This window comes from Klebsiella sp. WP3-W18-ESBL-02, from assembly GCF_014168815.1.
Classification (GTDB): domain Bacteria; phylum Pseudomonadota; class Gammaproteobacteria; order Enterobacterales; family Enterobacteriaceae; genus Kluyvera; species Kluyvera ascorbata_B.
Genome location: NZ_AP021972.1, coordinates 4259254 through 4284721, shown reverse-complemented (window position 1 = coordinate 4284721; position 25468 = coordinate 4259254). Strand labels below are relative to the sequence as shown.

Annotated in this window: 21 protein-coding genes and 1 riboswitch; of the genes, 8 read left to right on the top strand and 13 right to left on the bottom strand. The window is 57.0% G+C overall.

The annotated features are described in order from the left end of the window. Positions 1-44: 44 nt before the first annotated feature. From polB to araB, 4 genes are all read right to left on the bottom strand, one after another. Positions 45-2414, bottom strand: a complete 2370-nt coding sequence (gene polB, locus H7R56_RS20680) for a DNA polymerase II (protein ID WP_182928391.1) — start codon at positions 2412-2414, stop codon at positions 45-47. Between the two features lie 151 nt (positions 2415-2565). Beyond that, positions 2566-3261: an L-ribulose-5-phosphate 4-epimerase gene (gene araD, locus H7R56_RS20675; protein ID WP_106925353.1), complete on the bottom strand. Its 696-nt coding sequence runs from the start codon at positions 3259-3261 to the stop codon at positions 2566-2568. Positions 3262-3370: 109 nt separating this feature from the next. Continuing rightward, positions 3371-4873, bottom strand: a complete 1503-nt coding sequence (araA, locus tag H7R56_RS20670) for an L-arabinose isomerase (RefSeq protein WP_106925355.1) — start codon at positions 4871-4873, stop codon at positions 3371-3373. An 11-nt stretch (positions 4874-4884) separates the two neighbouring features. Next, positions 4885-6591 carry a ribulokinase gene (gene araB, locus H7R56_RS20665; protein ID WP_106925357.1) on the bottom strand — a complete coding sequence of 569 codons (1707 nt, stop codon included), beginning with the start codon at positions 6589-6591 and terminating at the stop codon, positions 4885-4887. Positions 6592-6918: 327 nt separating this feature from the next. Here araB and araC point away from each other — a divergent pair, with 327 nt between their 5' ends. Next, positions 6919-7764: an arabinose operon transcriptional regulator AraC gene (gene araC / locus H7R56_RS20660; protein ID WP_106925359.1), complete on the top strand. Its 846-nt coding sequence runs from the start codon at positions 6919-6921 to the stop codon at positions 7762-7764. Positions 7765-7893: 129 nt separating this feature from the next. Next, positions 7894-8661 carry a DedA family protein gene (locus H7R56_RS20655; RefSeq protein WP_106925361.1) on the top strand — a complete coding sequence of 256 codons (768 nt, stop codon included), beginning with the start codon at positions 7894-7896 and terminating at the stop codon, positions 8659-8661. A gap of 44 nt (positions 8662-8705) precedes the next feature. On the opposite strand, the gene thiQ is transcribed toward H7R56_RS20655, so the two are convergent. The 4 genes from thiQ to sgrR all read right to left on the bottom strand — a co-directional run bounded on the left by thiQ (position 8706) and on the right by sgrR (position 13777). Continuing rightward, positions 8706-9404, bottom strand: coding sequence for a thiamine ABC transporter ATP-binding protein ThiQ (gene thiQ / locus H7R56_RS20650; RefSeq protein WP_106925363.1), 699 nt, complete (start codon positions 9402-9404; stop codon positions 8706-8708). After that, a complete protein-coding gene (gene thiP / locus H7R56_RS20645) occupies positions 9388-10998 on the bottom strand; it encodes a thiamine/thiamine pyrophosphate ABC transporter permease ThiP (RefSeq protein WP_106925365.1) in 1611 nt (536 codons plus the stop codon). Before thiP ends, thiQ begins: the two co-directional genes overlap by 17 nt. Then, positions 10974-11957 (bottom strand): thiamine ABC transporter substrate binding subunit, encoded by a 984-nt coding sequence (gene thiB, locus H7R56_RS20640; protein WP_106925633.1) that lies wholly within the window; start codon positions 11955-11957, stop codon positions 10974-10976. The genes thiP and thiB overlap by 25 nt, the downstream gene beginning before the upstream one ends. A 30-nt stretch (positions 11958-11987) precedes the next feature. Continuing rightward, a riboswitch (TPP riboswitch) is annotated at positions 11988-12086 on the bottom strand. Between the two features lie 35 nt (positions 12087-12121). Beyond that, positions 12122-13777: an HTH-type transcriptional regulator SgrR gene (gene sgrR, locus H7R56_RS20635; protein ID WP_182928390.1), complete on the bottom strand. Its 1656-nt coding sequence runs from the start codon at positions 13775-13777 to the stop codon at positions 12122-12124. A gap of 87 nt (positions 13778-13864) precedes the next feature. Here sgrR and sgrT point away from each other — a divergent pair, with 87 nt between their 5' ends. The 5 genes from sgrT (at position 13865) to idnR (ending at position 18713) form a co-directional block, all read left to right on the top strand. After that, positions 13865-14017 (top strand): glucose uptake inhibitor SgrT, encoded by a 153-nt coding sequence (gene sgrT / locus H7R56_RS20630; RefSeq protein WP_106925369.1) that lies wholly within the window; start codon positions 13865-13867, stop codon positions 14015-14017. Between the two features lie 90 nt (positions 14018-14107). Next, positions 14108-15286 (top strand): sugar efflux transporter, encoded by a 1179-nt coding sequence (locus H7R56_RS20625; RefSeq protein ID WP_182928389.1) that lies wholly within the window; start codon positions 14108-14110, stop codon positions 15284-15286. A gap of 246 nt (positions 15287-15532) precedes the next feature. Next, positions 15533-16297, top strand: coding sequence for a gluconate 5-dehydrogenase (gene idnO, locus H7R56_RS20620; protein ID WP_106925373.1), 765 nt, complete (start codon positions 15533-15535; stop codon positions 16295-16297). A 58-nt stretch (positions 16298-16355) separates the two neighbouring features. Next, a complete protein-coding gene (locus tag H7R56_RS20615; RefSeq protein WP_106925375.1) occupies positions 16356-17639 on the top strand; it encodes an MFS transporter in 1284 nt (427 codons plus the stop codon). 81 nt (positions 17640-17720) lie between these two features. Beyond that, positions 17721-18713: a DNA-binding transcriptional regulator IdnR gene (idnR, locus tag H7R56_RS20610; RefSeq protein WP_106925635.1), complete on the top strand. Its 993-nt coding sequence runs from the start codon at positions 17721-17723 to the stop codon at positions 18711-18713. A gap of 46 nt (positions 18714-18759) precedes the next feature. Here idnR and leuD read toward each other — a convergent pair whose 3' ends face one another. From leuD to leuL, 5 genes are all read right to left on the bottom strand, one after another. After that, positions 18760-19365, bottom strand: a complete 606-nt coding sequence (gene leuD / locus H7R56_RS20605; protein ID WP_106925377.1) for a 3-isopropylmalate dehydratase small subunit — start codon at positions 19363-19365, stop codon at positions 18760-18762. A gap of 12 nt (positions 19366-19377) precedes the next feature. Next, entirely contained in the window at positions 19378-20778 is a 1401-nt protein-coding gene (leuC, locus tag H7R56_RS20600) for a 3-isopropylmalate dehydratase large subunit (RefSeq protein WP_106925379.1), read from the bottom strand. A 2-nt stretch (positions 20779-20780) separates the two neighbouring features. Continuing rightward, positions 20781-21872, bottom strand: a complete 1092-nt coding sequence (leuB, locus tag H7R56_RS20595) for a 3-isopropylmalate dehydrogenase (RefSeq protein WP_106925381.1) — start codon at positions 21870-21872, stop codon at positions 20781-20783. Then, the gene (gene leuA, locus H7R56_RS20590) at positions 21872-23443 is read right to left on the bottom strand and encodes a 2-isopropylmalate synthase (RefSeq protein ID WP_106925383.1); all 1572 of its coding nucleotides are present in this window, start codon (positions 23441-23443) and stop codon (positions 21872-21874) included. Before leuA ends, leuB begins: the two co-directional genes overlap by 1 nt. A 91-nt stretch (positions 23444-23534) precedes the next feature. After that, a complete protein-coding gene (leuL, locus tag H7R56_RS20585) occupies positions 23535-23621 on the bottom strand; it encodes a leu operon leader peptide (protein ID WP_106925637.1) in 87 nt (28 codons plus the stop codon). A gap of 603 nt (positions 23622-24224) precedes the next feature. Between leuL and leuO the strand changes: the two genes are divergently transcribed. Next, positions 24225-25196: a transcriptional regulator LeuO gene (gene leuO / locus H7R56_RS20580; protein WP_106925385.1), complete on the top strand. Its 972-nt coding sequence runs from the start codon at positions 24225-24227 to the stop codon at positions 25194-25196. Positions 25197-25468: the final 272 nt, after the last annotated feature.

Sequence of the window (25468 nt, the reverse complement as noted above, 5' to 3'; positions counted from 1 at the left end):
GGAAAGGGCGCTATGGTACTGGATGGCGGGACGTTAGTCACCTGTCAAAACAACCCCAGTTGCCCCGTCACTATTGTAGCAAAATCATCGTCGACAAAGGGGAGAATTCCTTCGGCGACGGGGGCCAGTTGTTTGGTGAGATAGTGGTCGTAATCCAGCGGCGACTGCTGATACGCCAGCGGCTCCGGGCCGTTGGTGGTCCAGACGTAGCGGATGCTGCCGCGCTGCTGGTACTGTTGCGGACGCCCTAACCGCACGTTCTGTTCATCGGCCAGCCGCGCGGCGCGCACGTGCGGCGGCACGTTGCGCTGGTACTCCGCCAGCGGGCGGCGCAGCTGCTTACGATACACCAGCTGTTCGTCCAGCTCGCCGGCCATCAGCTTATCAATGGTTTCGAGGATGAAATCCCGATAGGGTTCGTTGCGGAAGATGCGCAGATACAGCGCCTGCTGGAACTGCTGCGCCAGCGGCGTCCAGTCGGTGCGTACGGTCTCCAGCCCTTTATAGAGCATTCGCTGCTCGTCGCCGTCCTGAATCATCCCGGCATAGCGCTTCTTGCTGCCGGTATCGGCACCGCGAATGGTCGGCATCAGGAAGCGGCAGAAGTGGGTTTCAAACTCCAGCTCCAGCGCGCTGGTCAGGCCGCTTTTTTGCAGTTCATCGGCCCACCACTGGTTGACAAACGCCACCAGCTCACGGCCAATCGTCGCGGCCTCTTCTTCACCGTGGGCGCGTTTAAGCCAGACGAAGGTGGAGTCGGTATCGCCGTAAATCACGTCGTAGCCCTGCGATTCAATCAGCGCTTTGGTCTGACGCATGATCGCATGGCCACGCATGGTGATCGATGACGCCAGACGAGGATCGAAAAAGCGGCAGGCGCTGGTGCCGAGCACGCCATAAAAGGCGTTCATGATAATCTTTAGCGCCTGCGACAGCGGTTTGTTTTTATGGCGCTTGGCTTCGTCGCGGGCGTGCCAGATCTGGCTGACGATCCCCGGCAGACAGTGTTTCTCGCGTGAGAACCAGGCGTCGAGGAAGCCTTCAGTGCTGTGCACCGCATCCGGGTGCGCCATCCCTTCAATCAGGCCGACCGGATCGATCAGGAAAGAGCGGATGATCGATGGATACAGGCTTTTGTAGTCGAGTACCAGAACGGAGTCGTACAGCCCGGGGCGGGAGTCCATGACGTAGCCGCCGGGGCTGGCCTGCGGCGGGACTTCGCCGAGGTTGGGTGCCACGTAGCCCAGACGATGCATGCGCGGAAAATAGAGATGGCTGAAGGCCGCTACCGAGCCGCCGTGGCGGTCAACCGCCAGACCGTTGACCGTGGCGCGTTCCAGTAAGAACGGCATGATTTCGGTTTTGTGGAAGATGCGGGTGACCAGCTCACAGTCTTTGAGGTTATAGGTGGCCAGCGCGGGCTTATCTTCGGCGAAACGGCGGTCAATTTCATCCATCCTGTCCCATGGATTGTCAATCGCCTTACCTTCGCCCAGCAGCTCGCGGGCGACGTTCTCCAGCGAAAACGAGGTGAAGTTCCAGAAGGCGGACTTAAGCGCTTCAATGCCGTCGATAATGAGCCGCCCGGCGGCCTGAGCGAAGAATATACCGTTCTTGAAACCGTGCTCGCGCCACTCCAGCTCGCTGCCGCCGCGCCCAAGCCGCAGCGGTACCCGGTAGCGCTCGGCGCTTTTTTGCAGCACGCGCAGGTCGAACTGCACCACGTTCCAGCCGATCAGCACGTCCGGGTCGTGCTCGGCGAACCAGGCATTGAGTTTTTCCAGCAGCAGCGGTCGGCTGGCGACGTACTCCAGGTGAAAATCGACCTGCGGCGTCTGCTCGGGTGGGGTGCCGAGCATATAGACGGTGCGCTGGCCGCAGCCTTCCAGACCAATGCAGTACAGTTCGCCGTGGCGGCTGGTTTCGATATCCAGCGACACCCATTTTAGCGGCGGACGATAGTCGGGGTTAGGCTTCATGCGCGCGTTGCGAAGCCCTGCGGCGGTGGGTTCCCCTTCCACCCACACCGGCGCGGTGATAAACCGCTCCATCAGGAAACGTTCCGGTGGACGAATATCGGCTTCGTAAACGGTGATGCCGTTTTCACGCAGCACTTTTTCCAGTTTCATCAGCTGGCGATGGCCGCGGCAGTAGAGGCCGAAAACCGGCTGGCGGTGAAAATCTTTGAGCGCGAGTGGGGCAAGGCGCAGGCCGCTTTCGCCCTGAAGCAACCGTTCAACCAGCGCGCGCTGGGCTTCGGGGATAAATGCTACCGATTCCTGCGGTGGCAAGGTAACCGACAGCGGGCCGCCATCGGTCGCCAACCAGAAGGTTAGCTCGGTGCCCAGAGGCGTGTCCCGCCAGTGACGGGTTAACAGAAAACCGGATTGTGGCTGCGTCACGCGCGTTCTCATCGACAAAAAACCAGGCTTGATTATAGCCTGGTTTGGATAAAGAAGCTGGTGTTTTATACAGGTGTTGCGCGAGGGCGCAGGCCGGATAAGGCGCTACGCCGCCATCCGGCAATGTGTACCGTTCTGCCTGATGGCGCTTCGCTTATCAGGCCTACTGCCCGTAATAGGCTTTGGCGCCGTGTTTGCGCAGGTAGTGTTTATCGAGCAGCGTCTGCTGCATGTCTGGAAGCTGCGGCGCCAGCTGGCGGCAGAAAATACCCATATAGGCAATTTCTTCCAGCACGATGGCGTTGTGCACCGCGTCCTCAGCATTTTTTCCCCATGCAAACGGGCCGTGAGAGTGCACCAGCACGCCGGGCATTTGCGCCGGATCGATCCCTTTTTCGCGGAACGTTTCGACGATCACCGCGCCGGTTTCCCATTCATACTCGCCGTTGATTTCAGCATCGGTCATCAGACGGGTGCAGGGCACCGGGCCGTAGAAGTAGTCGGCGTGGGTGGTGCCGGTGGCGGGGATGGACTGCCCCGCCTGTGCCCAGATGGTGGCGTGGCGCGAGTGGGTGTGCACGATGCCGCCCAGCGTCGGGAATGCCTGATACAGCAGGCGATGGGTGGGAGTATCGGAAGAGGGCTTTTTCGTTCCTTCAACCACCTCGCCGGTGTCGAGGCTGACCACCACCATATCGTTAGCGGTCATGGCGCTGTAGTCGACGCCGGATGGCTTAATCACCATCACGCCGCGCTCGCGGTCGACGGCGCTGACGTTGCCCCAGGTCAGGGTGACCAGATTGTGTTTGGGGAGTGCCAGATTGGCTTCCAGTACCTGGCGTTTAAGATCTTCTAACATGTTAACTCCTGAGTGCCGGATGGCGCTTCGCTTATCCGGCCTACAAACTGGATTTCCCTCACCCCGGCCCTCTTCCTGGGGGAGAAGGTTAGGGTGAGGGAAAAGCGGCTTAGCGTTTAAACCCGTAATACACTTCGTTCCAGCGCAGCGCGTCCTTGAATGCCGGCAGGCGCGTATCGTTATCGATGACGGCAATTTCGATATCCTGCAGCTCGGCAAACTGGCGCATATCGTCCAGCGTCAGCGCATGGCTGAACACCGTGTGGTGCGCGCCGCCGGCGATGATCCACGCTTCAGACGCGGTTTCCAGATTCGGGTGTGCTTTCCACAGCGCATTGGCGACCGGCAGTTTCGGCAGGTCATGCGGGGTTTTCACGGTTTCGATGGTATTGACCAGCAGGCGATAGCGATCGCCGAGATCGATCAGGCTGGCGACAACCGCCGGGCCGGTCTGGGTATTGAAGATCAGGCGCGCAGGATCGGCTTTGCCGCCGATGCCGAGGTGCTGAACGTCGAGCAGCGGTTTTTCTTCGACGGCAATCGACGGGCACACTTCCAGCATGTGCGAGCCGAGGACCAGATCGTTACCGCCGTTAAAGTGGTAGGTGTAATCTTCCATAAATGAGGTGCCGCCCTGTAGACCGGTCGACATCACTTTCATAATGCGAAGCAGGGCGGCGGTTTTCCAGTCGCCTTCGCCAGCAAAGCCGTAACCTTGCTGCATCAGGCGCTGCACGGCGAGACCCGGAAGCTGTTTCAGGCCGTGCAAATCTTCAAAAGTAGTGGTAAAGGCGTGGAAGCCGCCCTCTTCGAGGAAGCGCTTCATGCCCAGCTCAATACGCGCGGCGTCCAGCACGTTCTGGCGTTTATCGCCGTGGACCTGAGTGGCCGGCGTAAAGCGATAGCTGCTCTCGTATTCGTCGACCAGCGCGCTGATTTCACCGTCGGTCACCGCGTTAACCACCTGCACCAGGTCGCCGACGGCCCAGGTGTTGACGGAGAAACCGAACTTGATCTGCGCGGCGACTTTATCGCCGTCGGTCACCGCGACTTCACGCATATTGTCGCCGAAGCGGCACACTTTCAATTGGCGGGTATCCTGTTTGGATACTGCCTGACGCATCCAGGAACCAATGCGTTCCTGCGCGTGTTTGTCCTGCCAGTGGCCGGTGACCACGCTGTGCTGCTGGCGCATACGCGCGCCGATGAAGCCGAACTCGCGGCCGCCGTGCGCGGTCTGGTTCAGGTTCATAAAGTCCATATCGATGCTGTCCCACGGCAGGGAGGCGTTGAACTGCGTATGGAACTGCAGCAGCGGTTTATTGAGCTGAGTGAGACCGTTGATCCACATCTTCGCCGGAGAGAAGGTATGCAGCCAGACGACCATCCCGGCGCACTTCTGGTCGTAGTTCGCGTCGCGACAGATTGCGGTGATTTCGTCCGGGCGCGTGCCCAGCGGTTTCAGCACCAGTTTACACGGCAGCTTCGCTTCGGCGTTTAAGGCATTGACCACGTGTTCGGCGTTTTGCGTCACCTGACGCAGCGTTTCCGGCCCATACAGGTGCTGGCTACCAATGACAAACCATACTTCGTAATTATCAAAAACGGTCATGTTCGTATCCTTTAATGAGTCAGAGCGGCGCGGCCAGCGGCGGTTTTTTCCGATGGCGCGGCAGGGAGATAGTGTTGTTCGGCCGTCACGGCCCACTGCAGGTAGCGCTGGTAGAGCTCTTCAAAGCGCTGCGCCTGCGCCGGACGTGGCTGTAAGGTGTGTTCGACGCGGCTAGCCATATGCTGCTGCGCGGCAGGAATATCACCGTAAACGCCCGCAGCGACGGCGGCAAAAATAGCGGCCCCCAGCGCACAGCACTGATCGGAGGCGACAATTTGCAGTGGACGGTTCAGAACATCGCAGCAGGCCTGCATGATGACGCGGTTTTTACGCGCGATACCGCCCAGGGCCATGACGTTGTTAACGGGAATTCCCTGCTCGGTGAAGCACTCCATAATGGCGCGCGCACCGAAGGCGGTGGCGGCAATCAGGCCGCCAAACAGCGCCGGCGCGTCGGTCGCGAGGTTGAGATCGGTAATGACGCCTTTCAGGCGCTGGTTCGCATTCGGCGTGCGGCGGCCGTTAAACCAGTCCAGCACCACCGGCAGATGATCCAGCGATGGGTTGGCGGCCCAGGCTTCCGTCAGCGCGGGCAGCAGCTGTTTCTGGCTGGCCTTGATCTGTGCTTTCAGTTCCGGATGCTGCGCGGCAAGCTGTTCTAGCGGCCAGCCGAGCACGCGCCCAAACCAGGCGTAGATATCGCCAAACGCGGACTGGCCCGCTTCCATCCCGATGAAATTCGGCACGACGCTGCCATCGACCTGGCCGCAGATGCCTTTTACCGTGCGGCTGCCCACGCTTGCTTTATCGGCAATCAGGATGTCGCAGGTTGAGGTGCCAATGACTTTCACCAGCGCATTAGGCTGCGCGCCCGCGCCAACCGCCCCCATATGGCAGTCAAATGCGCCGCCGGAGATGGTGACCTGCGTGGACAGGCCCAGGCGCTGCGCCCATTCGGCGGTCAGCGTGCCCACCGGCACGTCGGCAGTCCAGGTTTCAGTAAACAGCGGATGCGGCAGGTGCTGGTTGAGAATGGGGTCCAGTTCGTCAAAGAACGCGGCTGGCGGTAGACCACCCCAGCTTTCGTGCCACAGAGATTTATGCCCGGCGCTGCAGCGCCCGCGGCGAATATCCTCTGGACGGGTGGTGCCGGAAAGCAGCGCCGGAACCCAGTCGCACAGCTCTATCCATGAAGCGGCCGCCTTCGCCACCGCTCGGTCTGCGCGGGTGACGTGGAGGATCTTGGCCCAGAACCATTCGCTGGAATAAATGCCGCCGATGTAGCGGGAGTAATCTTCTTTGCCCGGCTGATGGCACAGGCGGGTGATGGCTTCGGCTTCTTCAACCGCGGTGTGGTCTTTCCACAGCACGAACATAGCGTTCGGGTTGTCGGCGAATTCTTCTTTCAGCGCCAGAACGTTGCCGTCGGCATCAATCGGTGCCGGGGTCGAGCCGGTGCTGTCGACGCCGATACCGACGACGTCCGCGCGCTGTGCGCTGGAAAGCGCGGTCAGCGCGCCCTTCAGTGCGGCTTCCATGGATTCGATATAGTCGCGCGGGTGGTGGCGAAAACGGTTATTTGGCGCGTCGCAGAAACGCCCTTCCTGCCAGCGCGGATACCACTCGACGTGGGTAGCGATCTCCTCGCCCGTCGCGCAATCCACCGCCAGGGCGCGGACCGAGTCACTGCCAAAATCGAGGCCAATTGCGATTGCCATCGTGTTACTCCATCTCAAAGAAAACGTGATAGAGAAACAGTAGATATCCGCGAAAAAAAACGTCAGGCCGGAACCGCTAATCTTATGGATGATCTTGCTGTGACCTCTCAAAGTGTGACGCCGTGCAAATAATCAATGTGGACTTTTCTGTCGTCTTTATAGACACTTCTGTTGTGGCTGTAAGCCGGGCTATATTCCGTAAGTGCCTTGAAATAACGGGGTTGACAGCGGCGCTGGTTCTGTTATTGATGGCGTGCGGCGGCCGTGCCGATAAAAAGCCGAATATGGATAATTGGTTTCTTCAGATATCAATGAGAGCGAGCAGAAATGGCTGAAATGCAAAACGATCCCCTGCTGCCTGGTTACTCCTTTAACGCCCACCTGGTGGCGGGGCTTACGCCGATTGAAGCCGGCGGCTATCTCGACTTTTTCATCGACCGCCCGCTGGGAATGAAAGGTTTCATTCTCAATCTGACGGTACGTGGAGAAGGGGTGATTGAAAATCAGGGGAAACAGTTCGTCTGCCGTCAGGGGGACATGCTGCTGTTTCCGCCGGGCGAAATTCACCACTATGGCCGTCATCCCGACGCCAGCGAGTGGTATCACCAGTGGGTTTACTTTCGTCCTCGCGCCTACTGGCACGAGTGGCTTAACTGGCCTGCTATCGTGGCGCAAACCGGTTTTTATCGTCCGGATGAAGCGCACCAGGCTGAGGTTGCCGAGCTATTTGGCAAGATTATTGAAGCCGGTCAGGGCGTGGGGCGTTACTCTGAGCTGCTGGCGATTAACCTGCTGGAGCAGCTATTGCTGCGGCGGATGGAAGCGATCAACGAATCGCTGCACCCCCCGATGGATAACCGCGTGCGCGATGCCTGTCAGTACATCAGCGATCACCTTGCCGATAGCCAGTTTGATATTGCCAGCGTCGCGCAGCACGTTTGCCTGTCGCCATCCCGGCTGTCGCATTTGTTCCGCCAGCAGTTGGGCGTGAGCGTACTGAGCTGGCGTGAGGATCAGCGCATCAGCCAGGCCAAGCTGCTGCTGAGCACCACCCGTATGCCCATTGCCACCGTGGGGCGTAACGTGGGCTTTGAAGATCAGCTCTATTTTTCCCGGGTCTTTAAAAAATGTACCGGTGCCAGCCCCAGCGAATTTCGCGCCGGGTGTGAATAAAAAGTAAAGAAAAGGAAATGCGCTGTGTCGGCTTTTGTCTTTGCCAGTAAACTCTATAGACAATTGAAGGCTTGACGATGCGCTGGGTGCTCTGGAAAATCCCCGCTTCGTTTTCAAACCGGGCACTCTATGCAAGCATTTCTGGAACATTTTATTACGCAGTCCACGACCTACTCGCTGATTGCGGTGGCGCTGGTGGCGTTTCTGGAATCACTGGCGTTAGTGGGGCTTATTCTGCCGGGTACCGTAATGATGGCGGGGCTTGGCGCGCTTATTGGCAGCGGCGAAGTGAATTTCTGGCAGGCATGGCTGGTGGGCATTATCGGCTGCCTGCTGGGCGACTGGATCTCTTTCTGGCTGGGCTGGCGCTTTAAGAAGCCGCTGCACCGCTGGTCCTTTATGAAGAAAAATAAAGCGCTGCTCGATAAAACCGAACATGCGCTGCACCAGCACAGCATGTTTACCATTCTGATTGGGCGCTTCATTGGGCCGACGCGTCCGGTGGTCCCGATGGTGGCCGGGATGCTCGATCTGCCGGTCGCCAAGTTTATCCCGCCGAATATTATTGGCTGCCTGCTGTGGCCGCCGCTGTATTTCCTGCCGGGGATCCTTGCCGGTGCGGCGATCGATATTCCGGCCGATGAGAACAGCGCCAGCTTTAAGTGGCTGCTGCTGGCGGCAGCGCTGTTGCTGTGGCTGGGGGCCTGGCTAAGCTGGCGGCTGTGGCGCAGCGCCAAAGAGAACCACGATCGCCTGAGCGCGCTGCTGACGCGCCAGCGCTTGCTGATGCTGGCTCCGTTGATGCTGGGCGTTGGCGTGGTGGCGCTGGTCAGCGCGATTCGTCATCCGCTGATGCCGGTGTATATCGATATACTGCGCAAGGTGGTGGGGGTGTAGGCGTTATTTTGCCGGATAAGGCGCAGCCGCCATCCGGCAGAGCATCAACTCCCGATGCCCAACAGCGCAGAAGCCTCCACTTTACCGCTTAGCAATGCCTGCGTTTCTCCGTCCCAGGCAATCCGCCCCTCCGCGACGACTATCGCGCGCGTCGCAATCCGCGCCGCGTCTTCAATGCTGTGCGATACCATCAGCAGCGTCAGATTCTGGCGCTGGCAGACGTCATCCACCAGCTGCAACATTTCCTGGCGCAGCGCCGGATCGAGCGCAGAAAACGGTTCGTCCAGCAGCAGAATTGGCTGCTCGCGTACCAGACAGCGGGCCAACGCCGCGCGCTGGCGCTGGCCGCCAGATAGTTCGCCCGGCAGCCTGTCCAGCATGGATGCAATCCCCATTTGCTCGGCAATGGTCTGCATTCGGCGCTGCTGGTCGGCGCTGAGCCTGAGGCGTGGGCTCATTCCCAGACTGATGTTCTGGCCTACCGTCAGATGGCTGAACAGGTTGTTTTCCTGAAACAGCATCGATACCGGCCGCTGCGACGGCGGGGAGTGGGTATGGTCGTGACCTTCCAGCATGATGGTGCCGCTGGCGGGCGTCAGAAAACCCGCAATCAGGTTGAGCAATGTGGATTTCCCCGCGCCGCTCGGGCCCAGCACCGCCACTTTTTCGCCCTGCGCAATGGTGGCGCTAAAGCGCATCGGCAGATGCTGGTACAGCCAGGTGACATCATTCAGTTTTAGCATGGCGTCCGGGTAATTTTTCAATAAGGGTAAACAGCAGGAAACACAGCAGCAGCAGAATCAGCGCGGTCGCCGCGCCGTCCTGGCTGCGGTAGGCGCCAATCTGCTGATAGAGATAAAACGGCAGCGTGCGGAAATTGTCATTACCAAACAGCGCCACCACGCCGAAATCGCCAATCGACAGTACGCAGGCAAAGGCCAGCGCCTGCGCTAAAGGGCGTTTGAGCGCGCGTAGCTCAACGATCCGCAGGCGGTGAATGCCGGACAGACCTAACGAAGCGCACAGCACGCTGTAGCGGGCGGTGATGTCGCGCATTGGTGTTTCAAGCACCTTGAGCGCGTAGGGAACCGCCATCAGCGCGTTGGTGAAAATCACGATCCCGTCGGCGGCGTCGGGCAGGCCGACGGTATTATTGAGTAACAGGAAGAAGCCGGTCGCCAGCACGATGCCCGGCATAGCGAGGATCAGCATGCCGCTGAGCTCCATGGCCTGACCAGCGAGCGCTCGGTTACGCGCCCGCAGCTCGCGGCTGCTCCACAGCAGCATCATGGTGAGTACCACGCACAGCAGCCCGGCGGCGAGCGCGATCCGCAGCGAGGTGCCGATGGCCTGCCACAGGATCGGCTGGGCGAAAACGTTCAGCATCGAGGGTTGAAGGCCATCGACGACCACCGCCAGCAGCGGCGGCAGCATCAGCAGCAGCGTGAAGGCGATGAGCACGCCGTCGGTAATGCGGCTATGCCAGCGATCGTCCGGGTCCCGCCAGCCTTGGATCTGGCTAGCGCCAACGGCGATTGTCCGGCTCATTCTCTGACTCAATAACACCAGCGTCAGGCAGCAGGTCATTTGAATTAATGCCAGCATGGCCGCGCGCGCCGGGTCGTAGTCAAAATTCAGCGCCTGGTAGATGGCCAGCTCAATGGTGGTAGCGGAAGGGCCGCCGCCCAGCGACAGCACGGTGGCGAAGCTGGCGAAGCAGAGCATGAAAATCAGCGTGGCAATGGGCAGAATTTGCCGGCGCATCCACGGCCACTCGACGTAGCGGAAAAACGGATAGCCGCGCATGCCCAGTTGGGCGGCCAGCTGGCGCTGCTCGCCGGGGATCTGCTCCAGCGCTTGTAGCAGCAGACGGGTGGCCATGGGCATATTGAAAAAGACGTGCGCCAGCAGAATGCCCTGTAGGCCGTAAGGGGAAAATTGCCACTGCCAGCCGAGCCAGGCGAACAGCTGCGACAGCCAGCCCTGGCGGCCGTAAACGCTGAGGATACCAAACACCGCGACCAGCACCGGGAGAATGAGCGTCATTGCGCACAGCCGCAGCAGCAGCTGGCGGCCGGGAAAACGTCGTCGGTACAGCGCGCGGGCGAGAAAAATAGCGGGCAGCACCGACAACAGCGCCGAGAGAAACGCCTGCCAGAATGAAAAACGCACGACGTGCCACAGGTAGCTATCGCCGAGCAGCGTAGACCATGAGGTTTCCGGGGCGTTGAGCCACAGCGCCAGAAAGGCCGCCAGGGCGACGGCCACCATCAGCGCGGTGGCCGCGAGGCCCGGGTAGAGCCAGCCCGGAATTAGCGGCTGGCGGCGCGGAGCCATGTATTAATCCAGTTCTGGCGTTCGCTGGCGACCTGCTGCGGCGTGAATTCGAGCGCGGTCTGCGGTTTGACCAGACCGTTAAAGCCTTCCGGCAGGGCGACCTGAGTCACCGGGTACATCCAGTTACCGGTGGCGACGGTGTTCTGGAAGCCTGGCGAAACCATAAAGTTCAGGAATTCATCTGCCAGCTTTTGTTGTTTGCTGGCTGCGGTTTTGGCTGCCACCTCAACCTGCAAATAGTGGCCTTCGGCAAACGGCGCCGCCGCATAATTATCTTTCTTCTCTTCGATAATATGGTAGGCCGGCGAGGTGGTATAGCTGAGCACCAGGTCGCTTTCCCCTTTCAGGAACAGGCCGTAGGCTTCGCTCCAGCCCTTGGTGACGGTGACGGTCTTCGCCGCCAGCTTGTGCCAGGCTTCCGGCGCTTTGTCGCCGTAGACTTTTTGCATCCACAGCAGCAGACCTAAGCCGGGCGTACTGGTGCGCGGGTCCTGGTAGATAACGCGCCACTTCTGGTCGCTTTCCACCAGTTCTTTCAGGCTCTTCGGCGGGTTTTTCAGCTTGTTTTTGTCGTAGACGAAGGCGAAGTAGCCATAGTCGAACGGCACGAAGGTGTCGTTGTTCCAGCCACCGGGAACCGTCACCGCGCTCGCCGGAACGTTGCTTTTGGCGAACAGTTTGGTGTCGGTGGCCGCCTGCAGCAGGTTGTTATCCAGCCCCAGCACCACGTCCGCTTTGCTGTTTTTGCCTTCCATTCGCAGACGGTTAAGCAGCGAAACGCCATCTTCCAGCGCCACGAACTTCAGCTCGCAGTGACAGTCGGCCTCAAAGGCTTTTTTCACCGCCGGGCCGGGGCCCCAATCGGCGGCAAAAGAGTCATAGGTGTAGACCGTCAGGACCGGTTTTGCGAACGCCGGTACGGCAACCAGCACTAACAGGGGGAGGAATTTCTTGAGCACTTTGCACCTCAGTAAATGGGTGGCAAAGGATTTTGAGTTAGCCTCAAATCCCTTCGCCGGGATTATCCGGATCAGGTTCGACGGGTATCTCTCAGCCACGCATCTGGCGCAGCACCCCGTTGAGAACGGCACATTGTAATGATTACGTGAATAAATCAAAAGCCCTATGGATTCGGCGGCGCAAACCAGGCGGATTTAAAGTCAAACCAGCCCAGGGTATTCATGCGTACGCCGCGCATACTGCGCTGGCCCTGGAGCATCAGCCAGTGGTGGATCAGCGGTACCATGCGCTGATTGGCCAACAGCTGCTGGCACCAGTCGGCCTGTGGCAGGTTGCCCGCTCGCCAGCGTCGTGCGTCCTGTTCCCAGTCAATCGGGATGCAGTGGCGGATCAGCGGGACTTCATACAAATAGGCAAACAGTGAAAAATCGAGCGGCAGCGTAAAGTTAGCGCTGTTGAGCCAGATGTCGCTGACCCCTTCGCCGCGGTGCCATTCGTCGTAATCCACCTCCTGAATGTTGAGTTTGACCTGATGTTCGGCCAGCAGCGCCTCCATAATCAGGCTGATGGTGCGGTGCTCAACGTGTTCGCGGTAATAGGTGAGGGTCACCGATTCCAGCCCGGCGGGTTTTTCGCAGGGGCGACTGCGCGCATGGTGCCAGCGCGGTAACAGGCCGTAGGCCGGGAACCAATGGCTCTGGTGCTGCTCTCCTGCCCGATAAAGCAGATTATTGGGATGAAAGACATGGCTGAGCCACTGGCGCACCGCCGGGTTATTGCCGAGCGGGCTGCGGGCGTCGAACAGCAGATAATAGCAGCCTTCCTCAAGGCGGCTTTCGACCGCTTTTTCGCTCTCGGTGGAACCTTCCAGCGTCAGGCCGCCGTTTGGCTCTTCGCTGATTTCCTGAAGCACCCAGACGTTCACTTCATCAATCAGCGCCCGGAAGCCAAAATAATCATCAAAGGCGAGGATCTTCAGCTGGTTAAGATTGTTACGTGCGACCGCGTACGGCCCGGTGCCGACCGGCATCCGCGAGAAATTGGCCAGCGTTTGCCATTCGCGCGGCAGGATCATCGCCGACACCTGGCTTAATAGCCACGGCAGCCAGCGGTCGGCTTCGGCCAGGTGTACATCCAGCACCCAGGCGGTAGGGGAGTGGATGCGCGTGATGTTGGAAAACAGCGGTAGCGTCATGCTGCGCTCCAGAGAGGCGATCACATCCTCCATCTCCAGTTCACGCCCGTGATGGAAGTGAATGCCGGGGCGCACATAAAAACGCCAGTGCAGGGGGGTAATTTCCTGCCAATGGTGAGCAATATCGGCTTCCAGTTCCCCATTTGCCTCATTTACGCGGGTTAACGCATTGAAAATCTGACGGGCGATGTGGGTTTCCGAGCGGCGCAGCGCGGTACCGGGCAGCAGATTATGCATCGGGCGATAGTAAAGAACCCGTAAAATGTGCCGCCCCTGGCGGAAACTACGGCCCAGATGAGACACCAGCATCTGACGGACCGCCGCTTTGTCTCCGACCAACTGCACCAGCTGATCGATCCGATCCTGTTCCAGAAGATCTTCCGCGCGCTGTTGCTGTAATGCCAGCCCGGTATAAAGGAACGTGAGTCTGGAACGCTTGCCGCGTCCGGCCTCCGCCTCCCACGTCAGCCAGCCGCGCGCTTCCATGGTATTTAAGAGCGTGCGCATATGGCGGCGCGAACAGTTCAGCAGCGCGGCGAGATCGTTGAGCGTTGTCTCCTGCGATTTGCCTTCGCAGCACTGCCATAAACGGATGAACTGCTGTTGTAATCGACCTGAAGGCATAAAAGGGGAACTCCTGATAAAAACTCAGCAATTTATTAATCCCTATATTAGGCCAATAATGGATTTCGATGAAGCGAGGAGGTGTCTATGAAGGGGTCTACCATCCATCAGTTCTACCAGCGCTATTTTGCCGCGACGCAGAGTATTTCCTGGCTGGCCCGCCAGGCGACGGCGCAGCGGCTTGACGTTCTGAACGCGCTGATGCAGTGGGAAGTTACGAAACCGACCTCTGAACATTAATTCGCCTAATCATGTGTGACTGAGTATTTGCCAGCAGGTATCATCTGCTGGCTTTTTTTTATTCTTTCTCGCGTGCTTAAAGGATTTCTCATGCTCTGGTTAATGACGATGGGACGACGTCTCAACGGTGTGTACGCCGCTTTTATGCTGGTGGCATTTATGATGGGCGTTGCGGGGGCGCTACAGGCGCCGACGCTGAGCCTGTTTCTCAGTCGTGAAGTGGGGGTGCCGCCGTTTTGGGTTGGGCTGTTTTACACCGTTAACGCCATCGCCGGGATCGTTGTTAGCCTGGCGCTGGCAAGACGATCCGACAGCCGAGGCGATCGGCGCAAGCTGATCATGTTTTGCTGCCTGATGGCCGTCGGCAACGCGCTGTTGTTCGCTTTCAATCGCCATTATTTGACGTTGATTACCTGCGGCGTGATGCTGGCCTCAATGGCGAACGCCGCGATGCCGCAGCTGTTTGCGCTGGCGCGCGAATATGCGGACAGCTCGGCGCGCGAAGTGGTGATGTTCAGCTCGGTCATGCGCGCGCAGCTATCGCTGGCGTGGGTGATTGGCCCGCCGCTGGCCTTTATGCTGGCGCTGAACTACGGCTTTACGGCCATGTTTTCTATTGCGGCGGTGATTTTTGCCATTAGCCTGATGCTGATTGCGCTCACGCTGCCTTCGGTGGCGCGGGTTGAGCAGCCCGCCGACGTGCTGGAGAAGCCCACAGGCGGCTGGAAGGACAGCAACGTACGTATTCTGTTTATTGCCTCCACGCTGATGTGGACGTGCAATACCATGTATATCATCGACATGCCGTTGTGGATCAGCAGCGATCTTGGCTTGCCGGATAGCCTGGCGGGCATCCTGATGGGGACGGCCGCGGGTCTGGAGATTCCGGCGATGATCATTGCGGGCTACTACGTGAAACACTTCGGTAAGCGCCGGATGATGGTCACTGCGGTAGCCGCCGGTGTGCTGTTCTACGTCGGGCTTATCTTCTTCCACAGCCATACCGCGCTGCTGATATTACAGCTGTTTAACGCCGTCTTTATCGGCATTGTCGCCGGGATTGGCATGCTGTGGTTCCAGAATCTGATGCCGGGGCGCGCTGGTGCGGCCACCACGCTGTTTACCAACAGTATCTCTACCGGGGTTATTCTTGCCGGGATTGTACAGGGCGCGCTGGCGCAAAACTTTGGTCACTTTTCGGTGTATTGGGCGATCGCGGGGATCTCGCTGGTGACGCTGGCGATGACCGCGCGGGTGAAAGACGTTTAACGTGTGTCGGGGCGGCCCCGGCGCTTGCGTTTTGTTGGCCGGGTAAGGCGCTTACGCCGCCATCCGGCACAATGCTTTGACGGTCTGGTGACGCAATGCGTATCAACCCAACCCTTCTTTTTTTCATCTTGCACGCAAATGCAAACCTGATCACATAACGATCATTTTCTCCTTCCTGGATCTTCTATTTTCTACTGTTACGCGTATACAGTTACGCGTAACAGTTATTAAAAAAGGAGTTTTTTCATGAAAAATCTATTCGATCTTAGCGGCAAACGTGCGCTGATTACCGGCTCCGCGCAGGGGATCGGTAACCTGCTGGCCAGTGGCCTGGCGGCGCACGGGGCTGAAATTGTGATTAACGACATCACCCGCGAACGCGCGCAGGCGGCGGCCGACAAGCTGGTGGCGCAGGGGTATCGCGCCGTTGGCTACGGTTTTGACGTCACGCAGGGAGAGGCGGTGGAGCGCGCCATTGCGCAAATCGAAAAGGAGGTGGGGGCCATTGATATCTTAATTAACAACGCGGGTATTCAGCGCCGCTATCCCTTTACCGAGTTTCCGGAAGCGGAATGGGACAAAATTATCGATGTGAACCAGAAATCGGTCTTTCTGGTTTCACAGCAGGTTTCTCGCTATATGGTGCAACGCCGCCGCGGCAAGATTATTAACATCTGCTCGATGCAAAGCGAACTTGGGCGCAAAACGATCACGCCGTATGCCGCCTCAAAAGGCGCGGTCAAAATGTTAACCCGCGGAATGTGCGTAGAGCTGGCGGAATACAATATTCAGGTCAACGGCATCGCCCCCGGCTATTTTGCGACTGAAATGACCACCGCATTGGTTAACGATGATGCTTTCTCTGCCTGGTTATTCCAGCGCACGCCCGCCGCCCGCTGGGGCAAGCCGGAAGAGCTGATTGGTGCAGCCGTTTATCTGGCTGCCCCGGCCTCTGACTTTGTGAATGGACACCTTCTGTTTGTCGATGGCGGCATGCTGGCCGCGGTTTGATCGCTAACGAGGCCGCGGGAAGCGACCTCATCCTTTAATGATAATCCGAGGAGTGAGTATGAATATGCTCGCAAAACTGCCGGCGCGCCGCTGGTGGTATTTAATGCCGATTATTTTTATTACCTACAGCTTAGCCTACCTCGATCGCGCGAATTACGGCTTTGCCGCTGCCGCCGGTATCGAACACGATTTAGGGATCACCCAAGGCACGGCCTCGCTGATTGGCGCGCTCTTTTTCCTGGGATATTTCTTTTTCCAGGTGCCTGGCGCCATGTATGCCGTTAAACATAGCGTCCGTAAAATGATTTTTTGCAGCCTGATCCTTTGGGGATTTTGCGCCGCGGCAACCGGTTTTGTGAGCAATATTCCGACGCTGATGGCGATCCGCTTTATTCTCGGGATAGTCGAAGCGGCGGTGATGCCCGCGATGCTGATTTATATCAGCAACTGGTTTACTAAAACGGAGCGTTCACGCGCCAACACCTTTTTGATTCTCGGTAACCCGGTCACGGTCCTGTGGATGTCGATTGTCTCCGGCTATCTGATTGAAGCCTGGGGCTGGCGCGAAATGTTTATCATTGAAGGTATTCCTGCGGTCATTTGGGCATTCTGCTGGGTGATTCTGGTGCGCGATAAACCGGCTGATGCGGGTTGGTTAAGCGAGGAGGAAAAACGGGCGTTACAGCAGGCGATGGACCGCGAACAGCGCGATATCAAGCCGATGCGTAACTACGGTGAAGCCATGCGCTCACGTAGCGTCATTATGCTCTGTGCGGTGCATGCGCTGTGGAGCATTGGCGTATATGGCTTCATGATGTGGATGCCGTCAATCCTGAAAAATGCCGCGCGGATGGACATTGTGGCGGTGGGTTGGCTGGCGGCGGTACCGTACCTGGCGGCTATCTGTCTGATGCTAACCGTTTCCTGGCTATCCGATAAGTTTCAGAATCGTAAGCTGTTTATCTGGCCGCTGCTGCTGATTGCTGCTATTGCGTTCTTTGCCTCGTGGATGCTGGGCAACCAGTCCTTCTGGCTCTCTTACGCGCTGCTGGTCGTTGCCGCTGCCTGTATGTACGCGCCTTACGGGCCGTTCTTTGCGCTGATCCCCGAGCTGCTGCCGCGCAATGTGTCCGGCGTGTCGATGGGAATGATTAATAGCTTCGGCGCGTTGGGTGCCTTCCTCGGCGCGTGGCTGGTGGGCTACCTCAACGGCGTAACCGGTGGGCCTGGCGTTTCCTACACGTTTATGGCGATTGCCCTGCTGGCATCGGTCGTGCTGATGTACTGCGTTCGCGCGCAGAATGTCGTCACCACATCGTCAGGTGAAATGGTCGCGCATTAAGTTGAGTGAGGAGTGCAGTCGCTAACCGGCTGTGATAAGGTTCTCTGCGAGCATATTGGGCTGTTGGTCGTAGAGAACCTCATGAAAAACAATCGGATGACATTACAGGATATCGCTGCGCTTGCCGGGCTGAATAAGATGACGGTCAGCCGTTATCTACGCGACCCGAATCAGGTGTCGCAGCGTAGCCGCGAATTGATTTCGAAAGTGATGGAAGAGAACAACTACATCCCCAATCGTGCGCCGGAAATATTGCTCAATGCGCGCAGTAAAACCATCGGCGTGCTGATCCCTTCTTTTCGTAACCAGATTTTTGCTGATGTGCTCGCGGGCATAGAGTCGGTGACCTCAGCATGCCAGTACCAGACGCTGATCGCGAACTATGAATATGATGCAGAACGCGAAGAACGGGAGGTGCTGAACCTGCTTTCTTACAACATCGACGGCCTGATCCTCACCGGAAAATTGCATACCGACAGGATGGTTCAGTACGTGCGCGCCAGCGGTATTCCGGTGGCGGAACTGATGGATATCAGCGGGCAGTATCTGGATATACAGGTCGGTTTCGATAACGAAAAAGCGGCCTTCGAGATGACCCAGGCGTTTATCGACAGTGGAAAACGTCACATTGCGTTCTTTGGGTCAATGGACGACCCTCGCGATTTGAGTCGTTACCGCGGTACCGAGAATGCGCTGGCTGCGCAGGGGCTGGAGGCGTATCACCTGGCGCCAAAAACCATCTCCTCGGTGGCGCTGGGGCGCAAGATGTTCCAACAGGCAATGGCTGAAAAGCCGGACACGGATGCGATTTTTTGCACCAACGATGATCTTGCGGTTGGCGTACTGCTGGAGTGTCAGGCGCAGCAGTACGACGTGCCGGGAAAAATGGCGATTGCCGGTTTCCACGGGCTGGAGATTGGCCGCGCGCGGTTGCAAAAAATGGCCAGCGTGATTACCCCGCGTTTTGAGATTGGTAAAACGGCAGCGGATATTTTGATTAAACGTCTTGGCGGGAAGGATGCGCCGGGCAGCGTCAATCTTGGCTACCAGATTTACTACGGCGACACGCTGTAAACAGGAAAGAATGGCCGGTCACCGTCCGATGACCAGCCAAAGGCGATTACTGCATAAATGCAGGCTGCTTATTCTCGTAGGCCGAAATGGCGTCTTCATGCTGTAAGGTCAGGCCGATGCTGTCCAGACCGTTCAGCATGCAGTGGCGGCGGAAGTCGTCGATTTTAAAGCTGTAGGACTTATCGCCCGCTTTCACCACCTGCGCTTCCAGATCCACTTCAAATTTAATGCCCGGGTTGGCCTGCACCAGCGCAAACAGTTCGTCGACCTGCGCGTCGCTCAGCGTGACCGGCAGCAGCTGGTTGTTGAAGCTGTTGCCGTAGAAAATATCGGCGAAGCTTGGGGCAATCACCACTTTAAAACCGTAGTCGGTCAGCGCCCACGGTGCGTGTTCGCGTGAGGAACCGCAGCCGAAGTTTTCGCGCGCCAGCAGAATGGAAGCACCTTTGAACTCAGGGAAGTTCAGCACGAACTCTGGGTTCGGCTGCTCGCCTTTGTCGTCGAGGAAGCGCCAGTCGTTGAACAGGTGCGCGCCAAAACCGGTGCGGGTTACTTTCTGCAAAAACTGCTTTGGAATGATGGCATCGGTATCGACGTTCGCGGCATCCAGCGGCACCACCAGTCCCGTATGTTGGGTAAATTTTTCAGCCATGATGGTGTTTCCTTATTTCAAGCTACGAATGTCGGCGAAATGACCGGTAACCGCGGCCGCTGCGGCCATAGCCGGGCTGACCAGATGAGTACGACCGCCGCGGCCCTGACGGCCTTCAAAGTTACGGTTGCTGGTAGAGGCACAGCGCTCGCCCGGGTTCAGACGGTCGTTGTTCATCGCCAGGCACATGGAGCAGCCCGGCAGACGCCATTCAAAACCGGCTTCGATAAAGATCTTATCCAGACCTTCCGCTTCCGCCTGCGCTTTCACCGGGCCGGAGCCAGGCACGACCAGCGCCTGTACGCCAGGGGCAACTTTACGGCCTTTGGCGATTTCCGCTGCCGCGCGTAAATCTTCGATACGCGAGTTGGTGCACGATCCGATAAACACTTTATCGATCGCGACGTCGGTCAGCGGGATCCCCGGTTTCAGGCCCATATAGGCTAACGCTTTCTCGGCGCTGGCGCGCTCAACCGGATCGTTGAAAGAGGCCGGATCCGGAATGTTGTCATTGACGGAAATGACCTGACCCGGGTTGGTGCCCCAGGTGACCTGCGGTGCGATGTCTTCGGCTTGCAGGGTCACAACGCTGTCGAACGTGGCACCATCATCGGTTTTCAGGGTTTTCCAGTAGGCGACCGCATCGTCGAAATCTTTGCCTTTCGGCGCATGCAGGCGACCTTCAACATAGTTAAACGTAGTGTCGTCCGGTGCGACCAGGCCCGCTTTTGCACCCAGCTCAATTGCCATGTTGCACAGGGTCATACGACCTTCCATGCTCAGATCGCGAATCGCCTGGCCGCAGAATTCGACCACGTGACCGGTACCGCCCGCGCTGCCGGTTTTACCGATAATTGCCAGCACGATGTCTTTAGCGGTGATGCCCGGTGCCGCTTTGCCGTTTACTTCAATCTTCATCGTTTTGGCGCGGCCCTGCTTCAGGGTCTGGGTTGCCAACACGTGTTCGACTTCGGAGGTACCAATACCGAACGCCAGCGCGCCAAATGCGCCGTGGGTGGCGGTGTGGGAGTCTCCGCAGACGATGGTCATGCCAGGCAGGGTCACGCCTTGCTCCGGCCCCATGACGTGCACGATGCCCTGATACGGGTGGTTCAGGTCATACAGCTCGACGCCGAATTCGTTGCAGTTCTTAATCAGCTCCTGCATCTGGATACGCGCCATCTCGCCGGAGGCGTTGATGTCTTTGGTCTGCGTAGAGACGTTGTGATCCATGGTGGCGAAGGTTTTGCCCGGCTGACGCACCGGGCGGTTGTGCGCGCGCAGGCCGTCAAACGCCTGCGGCGAGGTCACCTCGTGCACCAGGTGACGGTCGATGTACAGCAGCGGCGTCTCGTTCGGCGCTTCGTAAACCACGTGAGCATCAAACAACTTCTCGTATAAGGTCTTCGCCATGATTACACCCCTTCGGCAACGTAGCGGGCAATGATATCGCCCATTTCATCTGTACTGACCGCCGCGCCGCCGCGGGCTAAGTCACCGGTACGTACGCCTTCTTCCAGTGCGCGGTTGATGGCGCTTTCAATAGCGGTAGCGGCATCGTTGGCATCCAGGCTGTAGCGCAGCAGCAGCGCCAGCGACAGGATCTGTGCGATGGGGTTCGCAATATTTTTACCGGCGATGTCCGGCGCGGAGCCGCCTGCAGGTTCGTACAGACCAAAGCCTTCTTCGTTCAGGCTGGCAGAGGGCAGCATGCCCATGGAGCCGGTGATCATCGCGCATTCATCGGAGAGAATGTCGCCAAACAGGTTGGAGCACAGCACCACGTCGAACTGTGACGGGTCTTTAATCAGCTGCATGGTGGCGTTGTCGATATACATATGTGCCAGCTCAACGTCGGCATACTCTTTGCCGATTTCGCTGACGATTTCGCGCCACAGAATGGATGACTGCAGTACGTTAGATTTATCAATGGAGGTCACTTTGTGACGACGTTTGCGTGCAGATTCAAACGCAATACGGGCAATACGTTCAATCTCAAAGCGGTGATACACCTCGGTATCAAACGCTTTTTCGTGCTGACCGCTGCCTTCACGGCCCTTCGGCTGACCGAAGTAGATACCGCCGGTCAGTTCGCGGACGCACAGGATATCGAAGCCGTTAGCGGCGATATCGGCGCGCAGCGGGCAGAACTCTTCCAGCCCCTGGTACAGCTTCGCTGGACGCAGGTTGCTGAACAGCTTGAAGTGTTTACGCAGCGGCAGCAGCGCGCCGCGCTCTGGCTGCTGGTTTGGCGGCAGGTTTTCCCATTTCGGGCCACCGACGGAGCCAAACAGAATGGCGTCGGCCTGGTCGCAGCCGTCTACCGTTGCCTGCGGCAGCGGTTCACCGTGGCGGTCAATCGCGATGCCGCCCACGTCGTAGTGGCTGGTGGTAATGCGCATATCAAAACGTTGACGCACGGCTTCCAGTACTTTCAATGCCTGTGTCATGACTTCAGGGCCAATACCGTCACCTGGTAACACAGCAATATGGTAATTCTTCGACATTACACGGTTTCCTTGTTGTTCTCGTTATTCTTAATTTTGCGTTGCAATTCTTTTTCGACTTCAGCGGCGCGCCAGATGTTGTTCAGCACGTGCACCATCGCTTTGGCGGAGGACTCGACGATATCCGTTGCCAGGCCAACGCCGTGGAAGCGGCGGCCGTTGTGGGTGACCACGATATCGACCTGACCCAGCGCGTCTTTGCCCTGGCCTTTGGCGTTCAGATCGTATTTGACCAGCTCGACGTCATAGCCGGTGATGCGGTTAATCGCCTGGTAGATGGCATCAACCGGACCGTTACCATTCGCCGCTTCGGCCTTAGTTTCTTCACCGCAGGCCAACTTCACGGACGCGGTGGCGATATCGCTGGAACCAGACTGCACGCTGAAGTAGTCCAGGCGGAAATGTTCCGGCTCTTCCTGCTGCTTGTTGATGAATGCCAGCGCTTCCAGGTCGTAGTCGAAGACCTGGCCTTTTTTGTCTGCCAGCTTCAGGAACGCGTCGTACAGGTGGTCCATGTTGTAGTCGGTATCTTTGTAGCCCATCTCTTCCATACGGTGTTTCACCGCCGCGCGGCCGGAGCGGGAGGTCAGGTTCAGCTGAACCTGGTTCAGGCCGATGGACTCCGGGGTCATGATTTCGTAGTTTTCGCGGTTCTTCAGCACGCCATCCTGGTGGATACCGGAAGAGTGGGCGAATGCGCCGGTACCGACGATAGCTTTGTTGGCCGGGATCGGCATGTTGCAGATCTGGCTGACGGTCTGGCTGGTACGCCAGATTTCGTTGTGGTTGATGGCGGTGTGCACGTTCATGATGTCTTTGCGCACCTTAATCGCCATGATGACTTCTTCCAGCGAGCAGTTACCCGCACGTTCGCCGATGCCGTTCATTGCGCCTTCAACCTGACGCGCGCCGGCGTGAACGGCTGCCAGCGAGTTGCCGACCGCCATCCCTAAGTCATCGTGGGTGTGAACGGAGATAATCGCTTTATCAATGTTTGGAACGCGTTCATACAGGCCGGTAATGATGTTGGAGAACTCGAACGGCAGGGTATAGCCAACGGTGTCTGGAATATTGATGGTGGTAGCGCCCGCGTTAATCGCCGCTTCAACCACGCGTGCCAGCTGATCGATTGGGGTACGCCCGGCATCTTCACAGGAGAATTCGACGTCGTCAGTATAGTTACGCGCCCGTTTCACCATATAGACCGCGCGTTCGATAACCTCGTCCAGCGTGCTGCGCAGTTTGGTGGCGATGTGCATGGGTGACGTCGCAATAAAAGTATGAATACGGAACGCTTCCGCGACTTTTAATGACTCGGCGGCAACGTCGATATCCTGCTCTACGCAGCGTGCCAGCGCGCAGACGCGGCTGTTTTTAATGTTGCGGGCGATGGTCTGTACGGATTCGAAATCGCCCGGAGAAGAGACCGGAAACCCAACTTCCATTACGTCAACGCCCATACGCTCGAGGGCAAAGGCAATCTGCAGCTTCTCTTTCACGCTCAGGCTCGCCTGTAATGCCTGTTCACCATCACGTAAGGTCGTATCGAAAATAATGACTTGCTGGCTCATGGTTTAGGTCCTTGGTTAACTTGGGAGCGCCTTGCTACGAGCATAAAAAAACCCGCGCAATGGCGCGGGTTTAGAGTTCTACTGATGATGACTAACGCTGAACGTCGCACACCAGCCTACCGCGCACAGAAAAGGCGTTTAGTAGTAGTAGGCCGTTGAAGCGAGTGGTGCGGAACATGGTCATCATTCTCCAGATGAATTCGATATGCTTTTAGTGGTACTGGATATGCTTTCTGATGTCAACCCTGAAGACGGAAAAGGCGGTGAAGAAGGTCGTTAAGCGAGACGGTGAAATTAGCTAATTGTGCTGATGAATGTCTCATTTTATAGCGGATTGTCTTGTGTCGGAATTCATGATTTTAATATTTTGACGCATATGAACATGATTCATCGTAATCGATCATGACTTTGTCATGATTAAGCGTTAATGCTATCGGTATGATAATACTGGATTTATGTATTTTAACCGTCGGTCAGGTAAATGTAGTATCACTATTTCTGATGCGAAATTGTTAATGTTATTCATGGTAAGAATGGAACAATTTAATAAAACTTAATTCATTGTGTACTTTTTCGACTGTTGTCTATTTATGTAATCTATGAGTAAACTATCAGTCATTAGCTTGGTGATATAAATTAAGGTTGGCTTTTCTTAGGGAAAGTCAATCTTCTGCATCTTTATATATTCCTATTTTTATTTATTTCTCTTTTTTGGATTTTATATGCATGGTAAATCATATAGCCTCAATATATTACTGCGATTCTGCAAAGGGAGTTTTGTATGACACTGGAGTCTGAGAGCGTTATTAGCGCGCCGGAGAAGCCGCGTGTGACCGCAAATGAAGGGAACAAACCGCAGCTACGGTTGGTGGATTTAAATTTACTGACCGTATTTGATGCGGTTATGCAGGAGCAAAATATTACCCGCGCGGCGCATATGCTGGGGATGTCGCAACCCGCGGTCAGCAACGCCGTGGCGCGGTTGAAGGTGATGTTTAATGATGAGCTGTTCGTTCGCTACGGTCGCGGCATTCAGCCCACCGCCCGTGCATTTCAGCTGTTTGGCTCGATTCGTCAGGCGCTTCAGCTGGTGCAAAATGAGCTACCGGGTTCCGGTTTTGAACCGCTAAGCAGTGAACGCGTATTTAATCTCTGCGTCTGTAGTCCGCTGGATAATTATCTGACCTCTATTATTTTGAATAAAGTGAATGAAGTCGCCCCACATATTCACATGGTGTTTAAGTCATCCTTAAATCAAAATACAGAACATCAGCTGCGCTATCAGGAAATTGAGTTTGTTCTTGGCTATGAAGAGTTTCGTCGTCCGGAATTCGCCTGCGTGCCGTTATTCAATGATGAAATGGTGATGGTCGCCAGTAAAAAACATCCGCGTATTAATGGCCCGGTTTCGGAGGAGGTGCTGTATCAAGAGGAACATGCGGTGGTTTCACTGGATCGTTATGCCTCTTTTAGCCAGCCGTGGTATGACACCCTTGATAAACAAAGCCGCATTGCTTATCAGGGGATGGCGCTGATTAGCGTATTAAACGTGGTTTCTCAAACTCATCTGGTGGCGATTGCGCCACGTCGCCTGGCAGACGAATTTGCTGAACAGATTGGCCTGCAGGTATTACCGCTGCCGATGAAGCTAAATAGCCGTACCTGTTACCTTTCCTGGCATGAAGCGGCGGGGCGCGATAAGGGCCATCAGTGGATGGAAGAGCTGCTGGTTAACGCCTGTCGGCAGCAATAAGATGGCGGCATAAACAGGATGCATATGCATCCTGTTTGTTTTGTATGTTCACGTAAAATTAAAATTTTATTCTGTTGTTAGCCGTCGCCGTCGGCGGTGAGAAAGTGAAAAATGCAGCTTTTGCTGTAATGGCTGCGTTCACCCGAGTATCTACGCTCTCCTTTTCTTATCGTTGAAGTATTCCTCCATCATTTTCCCTTTTCGCTTTATTTTTTCTCTTTTCATGATGGTATCTACGCGGGATGGGTGAATTGCCTGCCTAGTGGCGAGCG

What these genes read in the sequence shown, in the direction of transcription:
- polB (WP_182928391.1), bottom strand. Translation starts at nt 2,414, where the DNA reads ATGAGAACGCGCGTGACGCAGCCACAATCCGGTTTTCTGTTAACCCGT.
- araD (WP_106925353.1), bottom strand. Translation starts at nt 3,261, where the DNA reads ATGTTAGAAGATCTTAAACGCCAGGTACTGGAAGCCAATCTGGCACTC.
- araA (WP_106925355.1), bottom strand. Translation starts at nt 4,873, where the DNA reads ATGACCGTTTTTGATAATTACGAAGTATGGTTTGTCATTGGTAGCCAG.
- araB (WP_106925357.1), bottom strand. Translation starts at nt 6,591, where the DNA reads ATGGCAATCGCAATTGGCCTCGATTTTGGCAGTGACTCGGTCCGCGCC.
- araC (WP_106925359.1), top strand. Translation starts at nt 6,919, where the DNA reads ATGGCTGAAATGCAAAACGATCCCCTGCTGCCTGGTTACTCCTTTAAC.
- H7R56_RS20655 (WP_106925361.1), top strand. Translation starts at nt 7,894, where the DNA reads ATGCAAGCATTTCTGGAACATTTTATTACGCAGTCCACGACCTACTCG.
- thiQ (WP_106925363.1), bottom strand. Translation starts at nt 9,404, where the DNA reads ATGCTAAAACTGAATGATGTCACCTGGCTGTACCAGCATCTGCCGATG.
- thiP (WP_106925365.1), bottom strand. Translation starts at nt 10,998, where the DNA reads ATGGCTCCGCGCCGCCAGCCGCTAATTCCGGGCTGGCTCTACCCGGGC.
- sgrR (WP_182928390.1), bottom strand. Translation starts at nt 13,777, where the DNA reads ATGCCTTCAGGTCGATTACAACAGCAGTTCATCCGTTTATGGCAGTGC.
- sgrT (WP_106925369.1), top strand. Translation starts at nt 13,865, where the DNA reads ATGAAGGGGTCTACCATCCATCAGTTCTACCAGCGCTATTTTGCCGCG.
- H7R56_RS20625 (WP_182928389.1), top strand. Translation starts at nt 14,108, where the DNA reads ATGCTCTGGTTAATGACGATGGGACGACGTCTCAACGGTGTGTACGCC.
- idnO (WP_106925373.1), top strand. Translation starts at nt 15,533, where the DNA reads ATGAAAAATCTATTCGATCTTAGCGGCAAACGTGCGCTGATTACCGGC.
- H7R56_RS20615 (WP_106925375.1), top strand. Translation starts at nt 16,356, where the DNA reads ATGAATATGCTCGCAAAACTGCCGGCGCGCCGCTGGTGGTATTTAATG.
- idnR (WP_106925635.1), top strand. Translation starts at nt 17,721, where the DNA reads ATGAAAAACAATCGGATGACATTACAGGATATCGCTGCGCTTGCCGGG.
- leuD (WP_106925377.1), bottom strand. Translation starts at nt 19,365, where the DNA reads ATGGCTGAAAAATTTACCCAACATACGGGACTGGTGGTGCCGCTGGAT.
- leuC (WP_106925379.1), bottom strand. Translation starts at nt 20,778, where the DNA reads ATGGCGAAGACCTTATACGAGAAGTTGTTTGATGCTCACGTGGTTTAC.
- leuB (WP_106925381.1), bottom strand. Translation starts at nt 21,872, where the DNA reads ATGTCGAAGAATTACCATATTGCTGTGTTACCAGGTGACGGTATTGGC.
- leuA (WP_106925383.1), bottom strand. Translation starts at nt 23,443, where the DNA reads ATGAGCCAGCAAGTCATTATTTTCGATACGACCTTACGTGATGGTGAA.
- leuL (WP_106925637.1), bottom strand. Translation starts at nt 23,621, where the DNA reads ATGTTCCGCACCACTCGCTTCAACGGCCTACTACTACTAAACGCCTTT.
- leuO (WP_106925385.1), top strand. Translation starts at nt 24,225, where the DNA reads ATGACACTGGAGTCTGAGAGCGTTATTAGCGCGCCGGAGAAGCCGCGT.